This is a genomic window from Chryseobacterium sp. UF-290, from assembly GCF_058245615.1.
In genome coordinates this window covers 328,880-350,874 of sequence record NZ_JBSICB010000001.1, presented here as the reverse complement: position 1 = coordinate 350,874, position 21,995 = coordinate 328,880, and the positions used below count along the sequence as shown (strand labels likewise).

General features: G+C 37.8%; 13 protein-coding genes. 9 read left to right on the top strand and 4 right to left on the bottom strand.

The features are described from left to right. Nucleotides 1-15: 15 nt before the first annotated feature. Complete coding sequence (rluF, locus tag AC4IF5_RS01520; RefSeq protein ID WP_490730998.1) at nt 16-738, top strand: 23S rRNA pseudouridine(2604) synthase RluF; 723 nt, start codon at nt 16-18, stop codon at nt 736-738. Between the two features lie 111 nt (nt 739-849). Continuing rightward, entirely contained in the window at nt 850-1,059 is a 210-nt protein-coding gene (locus tag AC4IF5_RS01515) for a hypothetical protein (protein ID WP_490730996.1), read from the top strand. An 89-nt stretch (nt 1,060-1,148) separates the two neighbouring features. Here AC4IF5_RS01515 and AC4IF5_RS01510 read toward each other — a convergent pair whose 3' ends face one another. Both AC4IF5_RS01510 and AC4IF5_RS01505 read right to left on the bottom strand, forming a co-directional pair. Continuing rightward, nucleotides 1,149-2,396: a helix-hairpin-helix domain-containing protein gene (locus AC4IF5_RS01510; protein ID WP_490730994.1), complete on the bottom strand. Its 1,248-nt coding sequence runs from the start codon at nt 2,394-2,396 to the stop codon at nt 1,149-1,151. A gap of 319 nt (nt 2,397-2,715) precedes the next feature. Continuing rightward, entirely contained in the window at nt 2,716-3,060 is a 345-nt protein-coding gene (locus tag AC4IF5_RS01505; protein WP_490730992.1) for a MerR family transcriptional regulator, read from the bottom strand. Between the two features lie 180 nt (nt 3,061-3,240). On the opposite strand from AC4IF5_RS01505, the gene AC4IF5_RS01500 reads away from it, so the two are divergent. From AC4IF5_RS01500 to AC4IF5_RS01485, 4 genes are all read left to right on the top strand, one after another. Continuing rightward, nucleotides 3,241-5,895, top strand: a complete 2,655-nt coding sequence (locus AC4IF5_RS01500) for a zinc-dependent metalloprotease (RefSeq protein ID WP_490730990.1) — start codon at nt 3,241-3,243, stop codon at nt 5,893-5,895. 290 nt (nt 5,896-6,185) lie between these two features. Next, complete coding sequence (locus AC4IF5_RS01495; protein ID WP_490730988.1) at nt 6,186-8,861, top strand: reprolysin-like metallopeptidase; 2,676 nt, start codon at nt 6,186-6,188, stop codon at nt 8,859-8,861. Between the two features lie 291 nt (nt 8,862-9,152). Continuing rightward, nucleotides 9,153-11,828: a zinc-dependent metalloprotease gene (locus AC4IF5_RS01490; protein ID WP_490730986.1), complete on the top strand. Its 2,676-nt coding sequence runs from the start codon at nt 9,153-9,155 to the stop codon at nt 11,826-11,828. A gap of 298 nt (nt 11,829-12,126) precedes the next feature. Continuing rightward, nucleotides 12,127-13,011 carry an AraC family transcriptional regulator gene (locus AC4IF5_RS01485; RefSeq protein WP_490730984.1) on the top strand — a complete coding sequence of 295 codons (885 nt, stop codon included), beginning with the start codon at nt 12,127-12,129 and terminating at the stop codon, nt 13,009-13,011. Between the two features lie 103 nt (nt 13,012-13,114). Here the strand turns inward: AC4IF5_RS01485 and ccoG are convergent, their stop codons facing one another. After that, nucleotides 13,115-14,557 carry a cytochrome c oxidase accessory protein CcoG gene (ccoG, locus tag AC4IF5_RS01480; RefSeq protein ID WP_490730982.1) on the bottom strand — a complete coding sequence of 481 codons (1,443 nt, stop codon included), beginning with the start codon at nt 14,555-14,557 and terminating at the stop codon, nt 13,115-13,117. Between the two features lie 247 nt (nt 14,558-14,804). Between ccoG and AC4IF5_RS01475 the strand changes: the two genes are divergently transcribed. After that, nucleotides 14,805-15,698, top strand: a complete 894-nt coding sequence (locus AC4IF5_RS01475) for an SMP-30/gluconolactonase/LRE family protein (RefSeq protein ID WP_490730980.1) — start codon at nt 14,805-14,807, stop codon at nt 15,696-15,698. A gap of 122 nt (nt 15,699-15,820) precedes the next feature. Here the strand turns inward: AC4IF5_RS01475 and AC4IF5_RS01470 are convergent, their stop codons facing one another. After that, nucleotides 15,821-17,128, bottom strand: coding sequence for a DEAD/DEAH box helicase (locus tag AC4IF5_RS01470; protein WP_490730978.1), 1,308 nt, complete (start codon nt 17,126-17,128; stop codon nt 15,821-15,823). 248 nt (nt 17,129-17,376) lie between these two features. Between AC4IF5_RS01470 and AC4IF5_RS01465 the strand changes: the two genes are divergently transcribed. Together AC4IF5_RS01465 and AC4IF5_RS01460 are read left to right on the top strand one after the other, a co-directional pair. Further along, nucleotides 17,377-19,341 (top strand): DNA methyltransferase, encoded by a 1,965-nt coding sequence (locus AC4IF5_RS01465; protein WP_490730976.1) that lies wholly within the window; start codon nt 17,377-17,379, stop codon nt 19,339-19,341. 4 nt (nt 19,342-19,345) lie between these two features. Further along, complete coding sequence (locus AC4IF5_RS01460) at nt 19,346-21,898, top strand: DEAD/DEAH box helicase family protein (RefSeq protein WP_490730974.1); 2,553 nt, start codon at nt 19,346-19,348, stop codon at nt 21,896-21,898. Nucleotides 21,899-21,995 lie beyond the last annotated feature (97 nt).

The window sequence follows — 21,995 nt, the reverse complement described above, 5'->3', positions numbered from 1 at the left end:
TTACGGAAACAACTAATGGAAAAGACACGTATCAATAAATATTTATCAGAAGTAGGGTACTGCTCAAGAAGGGCAGCGGATAAACTGCTGGAAGAAGGAAGAATAAAAATTAACGGAAAAATTCCTGAACTTGGAACAAAAGTTTCTGATGAAGATCTTGTAGAAGTAGATGGAAAGCCAATCAGAGAACCTCAGGAGAAACCTGTATATATCGCTTTCAATAAACCCGTAGGAATTGTCTGTACCACAGATACGAAACGCGAAAAAAACAATATTGTAGACTATATCAATCATCCGAAAAGAATTTTTCCGATCGGAAGACTTGATAAGCCCAGTGAGGGATTGATCCTTCTGACCAGTGATGGAGATATTGTAAATAAAATTTTGAGAGCCAGAAATAATCACGAAAAAGAATACCTGGTGCGTGTAGACAAGCCGATTACTCCGAGATTTCTTGAAAAAATGAGAAACGGAGTTCCTATTCTGGATACGGTAACAAAAAAATGTGAAGTTGAGAAAATTGATGAAATGAACTTCAGGATCATCCTTACCCAGGGGCTCAACAGGCAGATCCGAAGAATGTGCGAATACCTTGGCTACGACGTGAAAAAGCTGAAAAGGATTCGTATCATGAATATCAAGCTGGACCTCCCGGTCGGAAAATGGAGAGATTTAACCGAGGATGAGCTCAATGCATTGAACACTTTGCTTGCACATTCAAGTAAAACAATCGATTAAGATTATATATTATTAAATAATAAAGCTATGGATAATATAGTTATTTAATAATATTCACACATTGGTGTAATATTTCGGTTTTTTAATTACGCAGATAAGGGAGCTCATCACATGGCTTTCTTTAAAACTAAATCAGGGAAAGAAGTTGTAGCGGTACAAAATAACCTGTTGGATATTCCTAACTTAAATTCCGGAACCATTAGTATAATTGAGATCCAGACTGGAAAAACGTTAGGTACTGTTAATTTACGCACCAAATATGGAATACTGCCTGAATCAATTGAAGGAACCAATGGTCCCGGCAATTACATGCATCATTAAGATTTAAGTCATGTTCCAGATGAGAAACTATCCAAAATAGTAGATACTGTTTTGTATTGGTCGGTATGATATGTTTTTTCAATATCAGATTATTTTAAATATAATTTCATTCTCTCTTCGTATTCAGGCTTTAATTTCAGAAACTTTAGAATTTTCTTATCATCAGGATAAGTCGTCCGATAGAATATAATTTTATCTGCTGAATATTTGAAATAAGGGTGATCTTTCAGCCATTGTTCAGGAGCATCCGCTAAAGAATATTTAGGGACATTTGAAGTATCCAGCTGTGCTGTGGAAATCAATTTCTGGACTGTTTCCTTATCAATATTATAGGTGTCCAGAATCTGCTGCTTACTGACGAAGCCTCCCAGCTTCTTCCTGAAACCAATAATAGAACCGGCGCTTCTTTCGTCCATACCAAATTCCAGCAGCTGCCTGAAAGTGATCGTATTAAGATCGGTTTTTGAGAAGTCGGTTTTTTCCTGTCTGATCTCCTCTTTTTTTAGAGAAACGGGATTCAATTTTACATAAGGTCTTAGTTCCTGGAATTTTTCAGAGGAGATAACAAAACATTTTTGCAGTTCTTCCATACTTTTAAAACTGCCCTGTAAATTTCTGTTACGGTAATTGATGATAGTAATAGCCTGCTTTTCTGAAAAGCCAAAAGATTTCCAGCCTTCAGCATCCAGCTGGTTGGGATCAAAAGTGTAATATCGGATCTTTTCCTTTACGGGATAGTTTTTACCTGAGTTTTTAAAGCTTTCCGGTGTATGGGCGGGCAATAGCAGGTAAGGCTCAATTTTGCTGTAATTTTCAGGGGAAATAATAAAGCATTCTTTAAACTTTTCTTTGCTGACAAAGCTCCCGCCCAGATAATTTTTGTATTTTAAAATAGCTGCTGCCTGTCTTTCACTGAAGCCCATTTTGAGCCAGTCATTGACAGAAAACTGATCAGGATTGAATTTTCCTGTAACAGTAATTTCTTTCCTTTCGGCTTTATTGAATTCCTTTGAACTGTTTTTTTTCAGTGTTTCAGGAAGTAATATGAATGATGACAGTTCACTGAATTTCTCTCCGGAAATAGCATAACATTTTCTTAACTGTTCCTTTGAAGTGAATTGTCCTCCGACAATATCTTTATACTTAAGAATGATGGATGCCTGCTTTTCAGAAAATCCAAGCTTTTGCCATTGCTCCTGATCTAAAATATTGGGGTCAAAATCTGATATATTTGCCGGAAATGATGCATCTGTAATAAACTTCACCTCAGGAAAAGGTTCCTTTTCCCTGCTGGTATAGCTCTGATAGGCTAACAGTATAGTTAATAGTATAACCATACCTGCCAGTTTATGGTAATAACTTTTTCTCATCATGCAGTAAACATATTGATAAAAATAATGCACCGCAATAATGAACTGTTAAATGATTAAGTTTGGGATATAGATTGAATATATTGGTTTTAAATATGTATCCATATATTCATAATATAGAATTATTTAAAGATAAATGGCGTTAGAAAAATTTTAGGATTCTTCTGAAATTAAGTCACTGTTCAAGATTTTATCCAAAAATAAATCCCTGCTTTACAGGGGATTATGGTATGGATACTGTTTCTAAATTTAATAATTTGAATTGTATTTTATCTGAATATTAGGATTACTCTTCATCTTTTTCCCCTAAAGATTCTTTCAGTTTCAGAAGTTCCGCTTTTACAAATTCAAGCCTGTCAATAATGGTAATCGTTTCGGAGATTTTACTGTTGGTCGTTAAAGCGACACGTGCTCCATCCAAAGTATATCCCTTTTCCTTCACAAGGTGATAGATCATTTGCAGGTTCTTGATATCTTCAGGAGTGAAATACCGGTTCCCCTTTTTATTTTTCTTAGGTTTGATGATGGGAAATTCCTGTTCCCAATAACGTATTAATGAAGTGTTTACATCGAATGCTTTCGCGACTTCTCCTATAGAATAGTACAGTTTATCAGGTAAATTTATTTTCATTTTACGGCTCCTAAACTTCAAAGATAGAAATTTTTTAAAATTTGAACCAAATATATCTTTAAAACTGCTGTATGACTTTTGTTTGCGGAATGTATAATTATTTTACTCATAATTAAGTGAAAAAAAATTAACGTGATGTTATTTTTAATAACTTAGTGAATCTCAAAAAATTACAATACTATGAAACACTATTTCTTAATTTTGGCACTGCTGCTTCCGCTTTTAGGATTTTCACAGTGGTCAAGAACTGAGCTCAGGTCTCAGAAAGTGAAAGAATCACAGGAAAAACTGGAATTTGCAGGCCTATATACTCTGAATGCAGACCAGCTCAGACAGAGCTTAAAGAATGCTCCTGCACGTTTTTCAAAAGACAAAGGAGTTATTATCTCGCTTCCGACAGCCAGTGGAAAATTAGAACGCTTCCAGGTTTGGGAATTTTCAAATATGGCTCCCGAGCTGCAGGCTAAATTTCCGGATATCAGATCTTATGTGGGAACCGGGGTAGAAGACCCAACGGTATATTTAAGGTTCAGTATTTCTCCGGTAGGATTTTCATCCATGATCACCCGTTCCGGAATATCAGAATTTATTGAATCGTACACAGAAGACAGAACGGTATATGCCGTTTTTGATTCCAATGCCAGAAGAGGACAGGATAAAGAACCTTTTGAGTGTTCTACGATAGATGAGGCTGAAAAAAATGCTGCTGTAAATAAAAAAGCTGCTGGATTTAATATATTCAGACTTGCATTGTCATGTACGGGAGAGTATGCACAATATCATTTAACAGCCGCGGGAACTCCGGCTACAGCTACAGACGCACAGAAAAAAGCCGTTGTCCTTGCTGCAATGAATGCCAGCTTAACCAGGCTGAACAGCGTTTTTGAGAAAGATCTTTCTTTTCATTTCAATCTGATTGTGAATAATGACATTATTATATTTCTGGATCCTTCAACAGATCCCTATACAAACGGCGGACCCAATGAGGCACATGCCCAGATATCGGCAAGAATATCTGCGGAAAACTACGATATGGGACACCTGCTTGATAAAAAAGGTGGAAACGGATCAGCAGGAGTAGGCGTAATTTGTAATAATAATTCAAAAGGTGCCGGCTGGACAGCCCATAATTTTCCTGAAGGTGATAAATTTGATATAGACTATGTAGCTCATGAAATGGGACATCAGTTAGGAGCAGGACATACCTATACATACAGAACTTCGCAGGCCGATCAAAAAGTTGAGCCGGGAAGCGGCAGCACCATAATGGCATATACGGGGATTACTACAGCTTCAGATGTTCAGTTTAATTCCAATGATTACTATCATACCAACAGTATAACCCAGATAAAGAATAAAATAAACAGCATTGTCTGCGGTACCAATACCCCTTTTTCAGACCCGGCTCCCAATATCAATGCAGGAGCTGATTATACCATTCCCAAATCTACTCCGTTTGTATTAACAGCCTCTACTACAGATACCAATAATGCGGGGTATACCTACGTCTGGGAACAGACAGATCAGGCTGCAACGGCTCAAATTGGAGCCGGGGATATTTCAGCTGCCTATCCTGCAAAGCCTACAGGACCTACTTTCAGAACTTTCTCGCCAGTAAGCTCTAAGGTAAGATACTTTCCTGACTTCAATAAAGTGCTGGCAGGAGTGCTGTCAACCCGTTGGGAAAGTGTATCCAGCGTAGCAAGAAATCTAAACTTTGCAGCTACTGTAAGAAATAACAACCCGCTGCAGCCACAGGTCTCGAAAGATGCCATGACGATAACCGTAGACGCTGCATCAGGTCCTTTCCAGGTGACAGCACCGGCATTCGGACAGTCATTGAGCTCAGGAGGAACTGTAAATGTGAGCTGGGATGTAGCCAGTACCAATCAGGCACCGGTCAATACAGCCAATGTCAATATCAAATTATCTACAGATGGCGGACAGACCTTTGCTACGATTGCAGCTAATACACCCAATGATGGCAATGAGCAGATAATAATACCTGCCGGATCTACCTCATCCAATGCTTATATTTTAATAGAAGCCGCTGACAATATTTATTATGCGGTGAGTCCAAGCTTTGTCATTGATTATACGGTGGCTGGTGAGAATTGTAACACCTATACTTATAGCGGGGCACCGGTGGCCATTACAGATGGTCCTGGAGGGGGAGGAATATCCGCACCTAGAATAACGATACCTTTAATGGTAAATAATCCGGGAACGATTACCCAAATAAAAGTGACTCCATCCATTACCCATCCAAACATCAGCCAATTGGCGGTGGGAATCGAAAGTCCGGTTGGGTCTTCAGCGCTTTTCTGGAACAGACAATGTTCAGGACAGTCAGGAATCACAGCTTCATTTAGTGATGCGGGGAATGCTTTGGCCTGTACTTCACCTGTGCAGGGAGAAACAAAATCCAACGAGTCTTTAGCAATATTTAAAGGACATTCCGCACAAGGAGAATGGAAGCTTTTTGCAACAGATAATAATGCCGGAAGCACAGGAAGCATTACAGGTTGGTACCTTGAAGTATGTACCCGGGAAACCCAGGCCTTAGGAATCAAAGAAGCCCCTTCTCCATTAGCCGATGACATTAGGATCTATCCTAATCCAAGTGATGGAAACTTCTTTATCAAATCCAGAAATATAAAAGGAGACATTAAAGTATCCATGCTTGACGCCAGTGGAAGGCTGATCTATTCTTCCGCTTATAAGACTGAAGGCAATGACACCAAAGAATTTAATGTGAATGTTCCTAAAGGAGTTTATGTGATCAGCATCAGCTCTTCAAAAGGAGTATACAACAGCAAGTTGGTTATTAAATAACAGGTATTAATTTTTACAGATATAGAGGATCGGTATATACCGGTCCTTTTTTGTGTGAATTTGTGCCTATAGCTACAGAAATCAGGAAGAATTTTAATTTGTGAATATTTTTCTATATAAATAAGTGTTTTATGTAATGATTAGAATATATTTATTTTATTTGTTTATATTTTAAATTAATATTTATTTTATTGAATTTTATATTAATTAAATTTAATTTTGGTAATTTATTCATTTTTTATATGGGTTTATTTTATTAATTTGGCAAGACCAAAAACCATTTTATTTATATGAAACATTATTTCTTAATTTTCGCACTGCTGCTTCCGTTTTTAGGATTTTCGCAGTGGTCAAGAACTGAGCTCAGGTCTCAGAAAGTGAAACAATCACAGGAAAAACTGGAATTTGCAGGGCTTTATACGCTGGATGCAGATCAGCTCAGAGAGAGTTTAAAGAACGCTCCTTCACGTTTTTCGAAAGACAAAGGAATTATTATCTCGATTCCGACAGCAAACGGAAGATTAGAACGCTTCCAGGTTTGGGAATTTTCAAATATGGCTCCCGAGCTGCAGGCTAAGTTTCCGGATATCAGATCTTATGTGGGAACCGGAGTAGAAGACCCAACGGTATATTTAAGGTTCAGTGTTTCTCCGGTAGGATTTTCATCCATGATTACCCGTTCCGGAATATCCGAATTTATTGAACCGTATACAGAAGACAGAACGGTATATGCTGTTTTTAACTCCAATGCCAGAAGAGGACAGGATAAAGAACCTTTTGAATGCAAGACATCTGATAAGCCGGAGACGGGAAATGCTGAAAAAGAAAACAATGCTGCCAATAAAAAGGTAGCGGGTTTTAATACTTTCAGATTGGCTATAGCCTGTACACATGAGTATGCAGAGTATCATATAACTGCAGCAGGTCTTCCCGGAACAGCTACTGAAGCTCAAAAAAAAGCAGCTGTATTAGCTGCAATGAACGCCAGCGTTACACGTATGAACGGAGTTTTTGAAAGAGATTTATCACTTCATTTCAATTTGGTAGCTGATAATGATATGATTATTTATACAAGTGCCGCTACAGATCCTTATACTCCCGGAGATGAAATATCAGATGTACAAAATGATATTGATACAAAAATTGGCTCAGCTAATTATGACATGGGTCATATATTTGATAAAGAAGGTGGAAATGGCTTTGCTCCAGGGGATATATGTGACGATGCTTCAAAAGCTGAAGGATGGACTGCGAGTAACTTTCCTGAGGGAGATACCTTTGATATAGATTACGTAGCCCATGAAATGGGGCACCAGCTGGGAGCCAATCATACATTTTCTCTTTATAACGGGAGTTTCACAACCCAGTCATTAGTGGAGCCGGGCAGTGGATCTACGATTATGGCTTATACGGGGATTATGGGAGATATGTTTGATGTTCAGTTTAATTCGGATGATTATTATCAGGCTTTTAATCTGGCAGAGATTAAAAATAAGATCAATAGTATTGCTTGCGGTGTGAATGTTCCTTTTGCAAACCCGGCTCCTCAGATTAATGCTGGTGTAGATTATATAATTCCTAAATCAACACCATTTGTACTCAAGGGAACGACCACGGATTCAAATACCGCATCCTATACTTATACTTGGGAACAGATGGATCCTGCTGCTGCCTCCGAACGAGGGAATAATTCTATCGCTTATGCTACAAAACCTACCGGACCAAACTTTAGAACTTTATCTCCTGTCAGCACGCCAGTTAGGTATTTCCCAGAGTTTAATAAAGTGTTAGCCGGTGTATTGACTACCCGTTGGGAGTCAGTTTCCAGTGTAGCAAGAAGTATGAATTTCACATTGACTGCAAGAGATAATAATCCTTTGGGCCCGCAAACCAGTAAAGACGAAATGATGGTAACTGTAAATGCCGGTTCAGGCCCATTCCAAGTTACAGCTCCTACGTTTGGACAGTCCCTGAGTTCAAATAATATGGTAAATATAACCTGGGATGTAGCCAACACCAATCAGGCACCGATCAATACAGCCAATGTCAATATCAAATTATCTACAGACGGTGGTCAGACATTTACCACCATCGCGGCCAATACACCCAATGATGGTAGTGAGCAGGTGACGATTCCTTCAGGATCTACTTCTGCAAATGCATTTATTATGATAGAAGCGGTAGGAAATGTTTATTATACTATAAGCCCAAGTTTTGTTATTGATTATAATGTTACAGGTGAAAATTGTAATACCTATACTTATAGCGGAGCTTCTATAGCTATTACTGATGGTCCTGGTGGCTCAGATATTTCTGCTCCTAGAGTAAATGCTCCTTTAATGGTCAATAATAACGGTACAGTTACAAAGATAAAAGTAACTCCATCCATTACTCATCCAGATGTTAGTCATTTAGCAATAGGGATTGAAAGTCCGGCAGGAGCATCAGCTCTTGTATGGAATAGAAAATGTCCGGGAAGATCAGGAGTTACAGCATCATTTAGTGATACAGGAAGTGCAGTAGCGTGTGCTTCACCTGTGCAGGGAGAATTTAAATCAGAGGAGACTTTGGCTATCTTTAAAGGACATAAAGCCCAGGGAACATGGACGCTTTTTGCTTCAGACAATAACCCTGGAAGCGTAGGAACTATTACAGGTTGGTCTCTTGAAGTATGTACTCAGGAAACACAAAGTTTAGGAACTAAAGAAGCCCCTTCTCCATTAGCCGATGACATCAGGATCTATCCTAATCCAAGTGATGGAAACTTCTTTATCAAATCCAGAAATATAAAAGGAGACATTAAAGTATCCATGCTTGACGCCAGTGGAAGGCTGATCTATTCTTCCGCTTATAAGACTGAAGGCAATGATACCAAAGAATTTAATGTGAATATTCCTAAAGGAGTTTATGTGATCAGCATCAGCTCTTCAAAGGGAGTTTACAATAGCAAGCTGCTTATCAAATAACAGATTTTAATTGTTTATAGATTATTAAAGACCGGCATATACCGGTCTTTTTTTATGAATTTGTGCCTGTGTGGTGACAGGTATTAAATAAGAGCTTTTTGATTTGTGAATATTTTTCTGTATAAACAAGTATTTTATGTAATGATTAGGATATATTTAGTTTATATGTTAAAATTTTAAATTGATATTGTTTTTGTTGGTTTCATGTTAATGAAATTATGTTCTAATTGGTTTATTTCTGCTTGTTTTGAATTATTTTTATTAATTTGGTAAAACCAAAAGCCACTTTATATGAAACATTATTTCTTTATTTTTACCCTGTTGATTCCGTTTTTAGGATTTTCACAGTGGTCAAGAACTGAGCTCAGGTCTCAGAAAGTGAAACCCTCACAGGAGAAACTGGAATTTGCAGGGCTTTATACCCTGGATGCAGACCAGCTCAGAGAGAGTTTAAAGAATGCTCCTGCACGTTTTTCAAAAGACAAAGGAGTTATTATCTCGCTTCCGACAGCCAGTGGAAGATTGGAGCGCTTCCAGGTTTGGGAATTTTCAAATATGGCTCCCGAGCTGCAGGCTAAGTTTCCGGATATCAGGTCTTATGTGGGAACCGGGGTAGAAGACCCAACGGTATATTTGAGGTTCAGTGTTTCTCCGGTAGGATTTTCATCCATGATTACCCGTTCCGGAATATCTGAATTTATTGAACCATACACAGAAGACAGAACGGTATATGCCGTTTTTGACTCTAATGCCAGAAGAGGACAGGATAAAGAGCCTTTTGAATGTTCCACTACGGATGAAATGAAAAAACATGCTCCTGCAGAAAAAAAAAACGATGCTGCGAATAAAAAAGCAGCAGGATTTAATATTTTCAGAATGGCACTTTCCTGTACAGGAGAATATGCACAGTATCATTTAACAGCTGCCGGAACTCCGGCTACAGCTACAGACGCACAGAAAAAAGCTGTGATTCTTGCCGCAATGAACGCCAGCTTAACCAGAATGAACAGTGTTTTTGAGAAAGATTTGTCATTACACTTTAATCTGATTGCCAATAATGAAGTAATTATATTTCTGGATCCTGCCACAGATCCTTATACCTCATTCGGTACAGCTTCGGCACAGGCGGCTATATCCGCCCGTGTTCCGGCCACTGATTATGATATGGGCCATTTATTGGATAAAAGAAATGCAAATGGAGTAGCGGGTTTAGGCGTAATATGTATCAACAATCAAAAAGCGCGTGGCTATACTTCCTGTAACTTTCCTGAAGGCGATAGTTTTGATATAGATTATGTAGCCCACGAAATGGGACATCAGCTAGGAGCCAATCATACATTTTCTTATTACCTGGATGGTTCAGGAACGTCAGAAGTAGAACCTGGAAGCGGTTCTACCATCATGGCTTATACCGGTATTATCGGAAATAATTATGACGTTCAGTTCAATTCAAATGATTATTATCATACTTTTAATGTTACAGAGATCAAAAATAAGATCAACAGTGTGACCTGTGGTGCCAATACCCCTTTTGCAGCTCCGGCACCCAATATCAATGCAGGTGCGGATTATACCATTCCTAAATCTACCCCTTATGTATTAAAAGCAATAGTGGATGATGTTAACAGCTCATCATATACTTATACATGGGAACAAATGAACCCTGCCAGTAACTCTGAGACAGATACGAATTGTATAACTTATTTGGCTAAGCCGGCTGGTCCGAATTTCAGAAGTTTAGCACCCAATAATAGTCCGGTGAGATACTTACCTGACTTTAATAAAGTATTGGCAGGCGTATTATCAACACGTTGGGAATCGGTTTCCGATGTAGCCAGAAGTATGAATTTCACATTGACTGCAAGGAATAACAACCCGATAGCCCCACAGACGAGTAAAGATGAAATGGTAGTGACGGTGAATGCCGGAGCAGGACCTTTTCAGGTAACGGCTCCAACATTCGGACAGTCACTGAGCTCAGGAGGAACTGTCAATATAACCTGGGATGTTGCCAATACCAACCAGGCTCCGGTCAATACAGCCAATGTCAATATCAAATTATCTACAGACGGTGGTCAGACATTTACCACCATCGCGGCCAATACACCCAATGATGGTAGTGAGCAGGTGACCATTCCTTCAGGATCTACTTCTGCGAATGCATTCATTATGATAGAACCTGTGGGGAATATATATTATGCAGTGAGTCCCAGTTTTGTGATTGATTATACGGTGACGGGTGAAAATTGTAACACCTATACCTATAGCGGATCTGCAGTAGCAATTCCTGATGGTCCGGGAGGGAACAATATATCCTCTCCAAAAATAACCATTCCGTTGGTGGTAAATAATCCGGGAACGATTACCAAAATAAAAGTCACTCCAGCTGTTACTCATCCAAATGTAAGACATGTTTCTATCGGTATTGAAAGCCCGGTTGGATCCTCTGCCTTGATCTGGAACCGCAGTTGTAACAATAACTCAGGAATTACAGCCACATTCAGTGATACGGGTGCAGCTGTTGCCTGCGCTTCACCGGTGCAGGGAGAAATAAAGCCGAATGAACCTTTAAGTATCTTTAAAGGACATAAAGCCCAGGGAACATGGAAGCTGTTTGCCTCAGACAATAACCCTGGAAGTGTAGGAACTATTACGGGCTGGTCCCTTGAGGTGTGTACTCAGGAAACACAAAGTTTAGGAACCAAAGAAGCTCCTTCTCCATTAGCCGATGATATCAGGATCTATCCTAATCCAAGCGATGGAAACTTCTTTATCAAATCCAGAAATATAAAAGGAGACATTAAAGTATCCATGCTTGATGCCAGTGGAAGGCTGGTCTATTCTTCCGCTTATAAGACTGAAGGCAACGATACCAAAGAATTTAATGTGAACGCTCCTAAAGGAGTTTATGTGATCAGCATCAGCTCTTCAAAAGGAGTATACAACAGCAAGTTGATTATTAAATAACAGGTATTAATTTTTACAGATATGAAGGATCGGTATATACCGGTCCTTTTTTTGCCTAAATTTGTGTACCCTTAGAGCCTGTTTAAATTTAATTGCTAATGATTTTGTTTAATTAATTTAACGCTTTATTTTTTTATTTTCCCGCAGATTTCCCCGATTCAGCAGATCATTATTCGTAAATCAAATCAGCGGGATTTGCAAAATCAGCGAGAAATAATATTTTAATACAAATTTAAACAGGCTCTTAAGGACAGGACCTTTATAATGGATAATAATATTGTTTTTTACTAAAATATAGATGATGAATCCGATCTCCGTTCTTCATATTGACCTTTTTCAGGCAGGTAAAAATACTTCGGATTTTTATTTTAATACGATGAAAAATCATTTGGTAGTAGGGCATAGCCACATCGAAAAGCCTCACAGGCATGATTTTTATGCAGCTGTTCTTTTTACCAACGGAGAAGGTGTACATGAGATCGATTTCCAGAGATATGAAGTTTCAGAAGGGAGCCTTTTCTTTCTGTCGCCCGGGCAGATTCACAGCTGGGAGCTTTCGGAAGATATAGAAGGCTATATTTTTTTCTGTTCTCAGGAATTTTATGAAATGCATTATGTGAATCAGAAGCTGAGGAACTTTCCTTTTTTCGGATCAGTGTCTTTTCCCAGAAAACTTCAGTTGGAAGCTTCTGAGCTGGAGAAAAATGTCAGCTTATTTCAGGAGCTGGAAAAAGAGCATCAATCCAAAAATATTATGAAAGAAGGTCTTATCCTGTCATTAATGTCCCGGGTCTTTATCAATGCAACCCGTTTGTTTTCCAGGGATTTTGATGCTTCAGCCTCTTCTGCCGGACCTTCGTACTTTAAACACTATCAGGATTTTGAAAATCTTATTGAGCTGCATTTCACGGAACAGAAATCTATTGCCTATTATGCCTCTTTATTAAGGGTTTCATCAAAGCATCTGAACAGAATCGTGCAGACGGTAGTTCAGAAAACAGCTACAGAAGTCATTACGGAAAGAATAGTGCTGGAAGCGAAAAGAATGCTGATGTATCTGGATGAAAGCCTGGTTGAGATTGCTTTCAGGCTGGGATATGAAGAATATTCTTACTTTGTAAGAGTCTTCCGGAAAAGCTCCGGAATGACTCCCACTCAGTTTATGAAGAAATATAGGTTCTGAATGTTCAAAGTTCCGAATTCAATGTTGCTGGTTGTTAGTGATGCAGTTCCTGTTCCCAGGTCTCATTTCTTTTCCTTAATCCCTGTAATCCAGCATCTGCCACCTATAATACCAGTTTAAACGGTCCCTCAAAAGTAGTCTCAAACGAATCTACCAGTTTTCCCTTTTCATCAAAAACACCGATCACCATATTTTGTTTGGAAAATTTGATATCTTCTTCAGGGAAAGCAATATTGATGTTTCCTTTCAGAATTTCGTCTCCTTTCAGCATGATCTTTTCAGAACCGAAATACGTGATCTCAGCATTAGCTGGGCTGATGACTTTAATGGTCAGTGTTTTTTTCTCATTCGACTTATTCAGTAATGTATAAATAAAAGTGTTGTTGATCTTACCATTTTTAATGAAGAATGTAGATCCGGCAGGTTTGATGAATTTGGCTTCCATAGAACCACGGTCATACATTAAGAACCCAAGGAATCCGATCAGGAGAGCAAGGATAACGGTTGTCGCTTTCATTCTCGGGGTAAACCTGAACTTATCCCGGTTTTCAATTTCAGCCTCTGTGGCATAACGGACCAGTCCTTTAGGCAATCCAACTTTTTCCATTACCTCGTCGCAGGCATCTATGCAGGCTGTGCAATTTACACATTCCAGCTGTTGTCCATTTCTGATGTCAATTCCTGTAGGACAGACTACCACACACTGATTACAGTCGATACAGTCACCTTTTCCAGCTGCTTTCCGGTCTTCATTATTTCTCCATTTTGAACGGCCTTCTCCTCTTTTAAAATCATAATATACATTGATCGTCTGCTTATCGATCAGTACCCCCTGAAGTCTTCCATAAGGACACACCAAAGTGCACACCTGTTCACGCAGCCACGCAAAAACAAAATAGAAGGTCATCGTAAAAAATATCATGGTGATAAACTTCAGTGAATGTTCTGCCGGACCTTCGTTCATAATACGGAAAATCTCTTCATAACCTACGATGTACATAAACATAAAATGGGAGATGATAAGTGAAATCAAAAGAAAAACAGACCATTTTGTGAGTCTTTTTCTGATCTTCTCAGTGTCCCATTCCTGTCTGTCAAGCTTCATCTGCTTATTCCGGTCGCCTTCTATCCAATATTCGATTTTCCGGAAAACCATTTCCATAAAAAGGGTTTGAGGACATAGCCAGCCACAGAATATTCTTCCGAAAACTACAGTAAAGAGCATCACAAAGATTACGGAAGTTACGGCTCCCAGCGCAAGGATGAAAAAATCCTGCAGATAAAAAGGCTGTCCTAGGATAAAGAATCTTCTGTCAATGACATTGATAAGCAGAAAAGGATTATTATTGATCTTTACGAAAGGCAATCCGAAAAATAAAGCAAGGAGGAAATAGCTGGTGTAATTCCTGTAATGGGTATATTTTCCTTTGGGCTTTCTCGGGAAAATCCATTTTCTTTTCCCGGTTTCATCCATGGTTCCTACTGAATTTCTAAAATCTTCATTTTCAATTTCTAAAGATTTGATATGGTTGGACTCTACACTCATTATGATAGGCTATAAAAGTATTTTGGTGATATTTTCATCCGGATCAGCCTTGCTTTTCAGTCATTATCCCTGTAGGAAAAAAGTAGCCGATCCCGTTACTGCAAAGCTCAGGATTATATTGATCTGTTACTAATATGATCTACTTCAAAAATAGGACTATTAGGACATTAATTGCTATGGTATAAGGTTTCGACAGGCATTTTGAATCCTGTTTTGCATATCGTAAATTGCAGGTTCAAAAATGAATATGAAGAATATCTGTAAAATAGGAATGATTGGTTTGGTTTTCGCATTAGTAAACTGTCAATCAGTAAAGAGTAGTAAAATGTTTTATGAAGGTGTAAAGCCGGAAAGAGTTTCGGATCAGTTTAGTTTTACGGAAGGACCATCAACAGATAAAGAGGGGAATGTCTATTTTACTGATCAGCCTAATGATAAGATCTATTATTGGGACTGGAAAAGCAACCGGATCGTAATGTTTTTGGATAAAACAGGAAGAGCCAACGGAACCCATTTTGATAAAGACGATTATCTGATCACCTGTTCTGATGACCAGGGTGAAATATGGAAAATATCAAAAGATAAAAAGGTTGAGGTCATATTAAAGGGATTTGAAGGAAAAAGATTAAACGGTCCCAACGATGTCTGGAATGACATCTTAGGAGGAATGTATTTTACAGACCCTTTATATGAAAGAGATTATTGGGTGGGTTTTAAGCAGGAGCTACCACATAAAAGCCTCTATTACCGAAGTAAAGACGGAAAAATTTCCAAATTGGAAACCTTTACACAACCTAATGGAATTGTGGGAAGCGAAACCCTGAAAAAATTGTATGTATCAGATATTGATGCCGGAAAAACCTATGTGTATGACATTTTGGGAGAAGGAAGACTATCAGAGAAGAAGCTTTTCTGTGAAATGGGTTCTGACGGAATGGCACTGGATAAACACGGAAACCTTTATTTAACAGGAAACGGAGTCCATATATTTAATCGTAACGGAAAGAAAATTTACCATATTACTATTCCTGAAAAATGGACATCCAATGTGACTTTTGGAGGAGAAAATAACGATATCCTATTCATTACAGCTTCTAGGTCAGTGTATACTTTCCCGACAAGGGTGAAGGGAATAAAGTAGTGTTAATGCCATTGCGGGGAGCATAGCGACGAAGCATCTCCTGATTGAACATGATTGTTTATTCGGGATTGCTTCACCTAGGTTCGCAATGACATTAGTGTAAGTATTGTGTAAAACAAGCCTTAATAAGCAATTTCCATTTTTACCTTTTTACCCTTTAATTTCTCATTCTGGAGTTTTCTCAAAACGGCATTTACTTTGTTTCTGGCGACAGCGACATATGAGGTTGTATCTTTTACTTCGATAATTCCCACATCTTCTTTTTGCAGCTCTCCTTTTTTAATCAAATATCCCACAATATCAACTTTATTGACTTTATCCTTTTTTCCTGCACTGATGTAAATGGTCTGGAAAGGTGTTTTGTGCGGAACTTTGGTAAATCCGGCAACGCTCTCTTCCGGAGTATTGTTTTTAATGAACGGAAAATTTTCTTCCTCAGTCATGATCAGGTATACAAAACCTTTGGCATTCATCCTTGCGGTACGCCCGTTTCTGTGAATGAAAGCATCTTCTTTTGGAGGAAGCTGATAGTGAATGATAGATTCCACTTCCGGTACATCAAGCCCCCGGGCTGCCAGATCAGTGGTGATAAGGATTCTTGCGGAATCATTTCTGAATTTCAGTAAGGCTCGCTCTCTTTCATCCTGTTCCATACCGCCATGGAAGGTTTCCCTGTCGATTCCCATCTGATGAAGGAGCTCAGAAATACGGTCTACGGCGTCACGGTGATTGCAGAAGATCAGGGTTCTTTTATTTCCGATCTTACATACCAGGTTGAAGAGGGTATCCAGCTTTTCTTCAGGAATAGTCATAACTTTTCTCAACTGAATATCCGGTTTTATTTCACTTTCTTTCAGAAAGCTGATGACTTTCTCATCTTTTAAACCTGTGAAGGCAGGAATTTCCTCCATTACGGTTGCTGAAGTCAGAATTCTCTGGGAAATTCCTTTCAATGAGCTGATAATAAGTTCCATATCATCATGGAAGCCCAGTTCCAACGCTTTGTCAAATTCATCGAGAACTAATGTTCTGATTGTTTTAGGATCAAAATTATTATTCCTTACATGATAGGTAACTCTTCCCGGGGTTCCGATCAAAACGGCAGGTGCTTCGATTAAATTATTGACCTCTATCTTTTTATCATGACCGCCATAGCAAACAGAAACTTTGAAATCGGTTCCCATTGCTTTAAAAACCTGCTCGATTTGTAGCGCCAGCTCTCTGGCAGGAACCAGGATCAATGCCTGAACTCCCTGAACATCCTTTTTCAGATTCCTGAGAACCGGAAATAAAAAAGCAAGAGTCTTTCCTGAACCGGTGGGTGAGAGCAGGACAATATCTGTATTGTTTTCAGACGCTTTATAAGCAGATTTCTGCATCTGATTCATATCCTGAATCTGCAGTTTTTCATAGATCGATTGTAGTTCCATGGTGCAAAGGTAGTGAATTAGGGAGTAGGTTGCAGAGGGTAGGTTGGAGGGAACACAGTTTTGGAGTGGTTGATAGTTGATAGTTGAGTGGTTCAAAGTTCAGGATGTATAGATTTGACCTTTTCTCAGATCTCATGTCTAAAAGTTTGCCTTTGTTTACTGTTCTCATCATTGTTTATCTGATTTACGGTTTACCGTAATGTCCGGACGGTTTTTGATAATAGATTTGGGATAATAAAATGTATACCATGAAACTCTATCAAACGCTTGAAAAACGAATTAAAAAAGAGCCCAATTATGTTTCTGATAACGGAGAGATAAAAAAATGGGTGGTACTTAATAAAGCACAAAATATGGATGAAGAATTGATCGGATTGCTACTGGAGGATTCCGATTTGAAAGAAAAATTTTTTGTTAAGATAAAAGATGTTTGGGTATTTAAGCAGAATCTTTTCATCCAATTTTTAGAGCAGAAAAATTATCTGAATGACAGCTATACTCAATTTAAAAATAAAGTAGGCTTAACAATTGATGGCAAACACCTGAAACAACGGAATGAAGTAGCATTGGTCTGGCCATTTAAAGACTGCATTCTGGAAGGTGGACAAAGCCGTGAAGAAGATAAAAGAGAAGAAATTTTCTTTAATGAAATTCTGGCACAGGACGAAATTACCGAGCTGTTTGATCCAAAAGTTTTAACCAATGCTAAACAGTTTGACAAAGATGGTGAACATACCCTTAGCCAATTCAACCGAAATGAAAATGGAACCATTACGGATAATCTGATTATCAAAGGAAACAATCTTTTGGCATTACATTCTCTGAAAAAGGAATTTGCCGGAAAAGTGAAGCTGATTTATATAGATCCCCCTTATAATACGGGAAGTGATTCATTTAGTTATAACGATTCATTTAATCAGTCAACTTGGCTGACATTTATGAAAAATAGAATAGAGTCAGCTAAAAAACTAATGTCTTTGTCAGGAGTTTTTTTGGTCCAGTGCTCTTTTCATCAATATGCTTATTTGAAAGTTCTTATGAATGATTTGTTCGAAAAACATCTGTGTGACTTTAATATCCAGGTTAGACACCCAGATAGAGCATTAACAGGAGATAAGGAATTTAATGACGTTATTGAATATATTCTCATTTATTCAAATGACAGAAATAAAAAAATGCCTTTTATAGAAGAACAAAAAACAATTGATGATTATAACTTGCAAATAGAAATAGATGTAGAAGCTACAGTTGAAACAATTCAATGTGGATCAAAAAATGTAGAAGTCTACTTACCTCATCAATATAAAGTCGTTAAAATACCATCGAGTAAAGATGGACTCAAGAAAATCAGTATTCGTGGTTCAATAAGAGAAAAAAATAGCAGTGGGAGGTTTTTCGTTAAATATTTAGAGAAACTAAATGAATATCCTCCGGAAACACTTTTTAAAGTTCCTGATATGGGAGATGATGCTGTGAACTATAGATTTTTTTATTCAGCGCCAAAAGGAAATAAGAATGGAGGCTATTATCAGGGTATGCCAACAAGCAGTCAGGTTACCAAGAAGCAATTCCCCAACTTTTATAATTTTGAAAAAGAATATAACAATGTTGCAAAACAAGGGGGAGTAGAATTTCGAAACGGCAAAAAACCTGAAGAACTTTTAAAGTTTTTAGTTCAGATATTTAGTGATAAGGGAGATACTATACTTGACTATCATTTAGGCAGTGGAACAACTGCTGCTATTTCACATAAATTAGGACGACAATATATAGGTATAGAGCAACTGCAAGGTCAAATAGATTTGTCAATGAATAGGATGAAGAATGTAATCAACGGTGATGCAACTGGAATTTCAAAAGATAATGATGTCAACTGGCAGGGAGGTGGATCATTCATTTACCTCGAGCTCAAAAAATACAACCAGATCTTCATTGAAAAAATAGAAAAAGCGGAAGATGGAGAAATGCTTCTTCAAATTTGGGAGGAAATGAAAGCCAAATCTTTTCTTAATTACAATGTAGATATCCAAAAGCAGGAACAATATATTGAGGATTTTAAGACATTAAGTTTGCAGGAGCAAAAACAACATCTTTGTGAACTGCTTGACAAAAACCAGCTATATGTCAATCTTTCTTCTCTTAACGACAGAAGTTTTGAGTGCACACAGGAAGAGCAAAATGTAACCAGGGAATTCTACCAAATTAAAAACTAATCAAATGGCATTTTTACACGAGATATTTAACAATCCGTTTGCACGTAAAGCCTTATCGCAAGTTGCTTTGCCTGGTGGAATTACTGGTAATTTGAAATTCGGGCCCCGCCCTTATCAGGAAGAGGCGTTCAGGCGTTATTTATATATTGAGCAGGAAGATTTTGATGGAAAACCGCACAAGCCTCTTCATCTCCTGTACAATATGGCAACAGGAAGTGGAAAAACATTAATAATGGGAGGATTGATCCTTCATTTATATGAAAAAGGATACCGGAATTTTTTGTTTTTCGTGAACAGTAACAACATTATTCAAAAAACAAAAGATAACTTCCTCAATTCCAATACTTCCAAATATCTGTTTAATGATAAAATAATCATAAACGGCAAAGAAGTTTTGATGAAACAGATTGATAACTTTGATGAATCTGATCATGAAAATATTAATATCAAGTTTACAACCATTCAGCAGCTCCATATTGATTTAAATAATACGAAGGAGAATAGCATTACCTATGAAGATTTTAAAGATAAAAAGATAGTACTCATTGCAGATGAAGCACACCATCTGAGTAGCGGCACAAGAAGTGGAAACTTATTTGGGAGCTGGGAGGAAACTGTTCTGAAGATTCTTCATCAGAATTTGAAAAATATCCTTTTGGAATTTACAGCAACTTTGGATTATGAAAGTCGGGAAATTACCGATAAGTATAAAGATAAGGTTATTTATAAATATGATCTTGCTCAGTTCAGAACAGATAAATTCTCTAAAGAGATCAATCTGGTCCGCTCCCTGTATAATGAGGAGGAAAGGATTGTTCAGGCATTGATTTTAAATTTGTATCGTCAGGAATTAGCGGCAATTCGCCATATTAATTTAAAGCCGGTTATTCTTTTCAAAGCCAAAAAAACGATCAAAGAATCTGAGCAAAATAAAGAGAATTTCCACAAACTGATTGATGGTTTTTCTGAAAAGGTGGTAGAGAAAATCAGAAAAACGTCTACCGTTCCTGTTGTGCAAAAGGCTTTTGATTTTTTTGAAACTAGAAATATTTCAAAAAATGATATCGTAAAACGCATACAATCCCATTTCCGGGAAGAAAATTGTTTGAGTGCGAATAATGATTCGGAAGCAGAGAAAAATCAGATTTTGCTCAATACATTAGAAGATGAAAATAATCCGATCCGGGCCATATTTGCTGTTCAGAAGCTCAATGAAGGTTGGGATGTTTTAAATTTATTTGATATTGTAAGATTATATGAAGACCGTGACGGGAGCAATGGCCAGCCAGGAAAAACGACGCTTTCGGAAGCCCAGCTTATTGGAAGGGGAGCCAGATATTATCCCTTTGCGTTGGAAGAAGGGGATGATAAATTTGTTCGGAAATATGATGATGACGTTTCTAATGACTTAAAAATTCTGGAGGAACTGTATTATCATACCAAAGAAGACAGCCGTTATATTTCAGAGCTTAAAAGGGCATTGGTGGAATCCGGGATATATGAAGATGAGGCCGATCTTGAAACCAGACAACTGAAATTGAAACCTATATTCAAAGCCTCCGAATTATATAAAAAAGGCTTTGTCTTTTCGAACAAAAAAATTCCTAAAAATTTTGATCATATAAAGTCTTTTGCCGATCTGGGAGTAACTAAAACCAGTTTTCGTTATCAGCTTTCTTCCGGGAGTGGAAGAACTTCCAATGTATTTCTTGAATTGGAAAAGCCTGTCTCTTTGACAGAGGTCATAAAGTCTGTGGGAGTTAGAATCAAAGATATCCAGAAACATGTTGTCAGATATGCGCTAAGCCGGAATCCGTTTTATTATTTTGACAACCTTTCACATTATTTTCCGAATATAGTGTCGATCTGGGACTTTATGGAAAATGAACAATATTTGGGTGGTTTGGAAATAACATTCCTCGGAAATAATGATCGTCTTCAGAAAATTTCACATTTTGATTATCTTCAGGCGTTGAACGGACTGCTGCGGAAAATAGAAGCAGATATTAAAAATAATGCTACGGAATATGAAGGTTCTGAATTTTATCCTCAACCTATTCATCAGGTTTTCAAGGATAAAGAAATCAGGGTCAATAAGAAAAGTGAAAGAGCAGACGGGCAAGAATATTTGGTTTTAGAAGAGCCCTGGTATGCTTATAACGCTAATTATGGAACCAATGAAGAAAAGAAGTTTGTTGAATTATTTTCCAGACGTTTTGAAAGTTTACATCAGAAGTTTCAGAATATTCATCTGATCCGTAATGAAAGAGAAATTAAAATCTTTGATAAATCAGGACGTGCTTTTGAGCCGGATTTTATATTGTTTTGTAGCCAGCGAAAGGATAAACCGTTGACTTTTCAGGTCTTTATAGAGCCCAAAGGCGCTCATTTGATTGGCCATGATAAATGGAAAGAAGATTTTCTGAAAGAAATAGGAAACGAGCAAAAATCAATAAAAATTCATACAGACAGCTACTTAATTACTGCAGTTCCATTTTACAACTATGGAAATGAAAACGAATTCATAAGAGCTTTAGACAATACTTTTCTGAATTAAATAATCTCTGCCCTCTAATCGTTTAATCTTTCAATTTTTGAATCTTTTAATATTAAATATTGAGAGTCAGTCAGTTGAAGAGAAAGTTTGCAAAGAC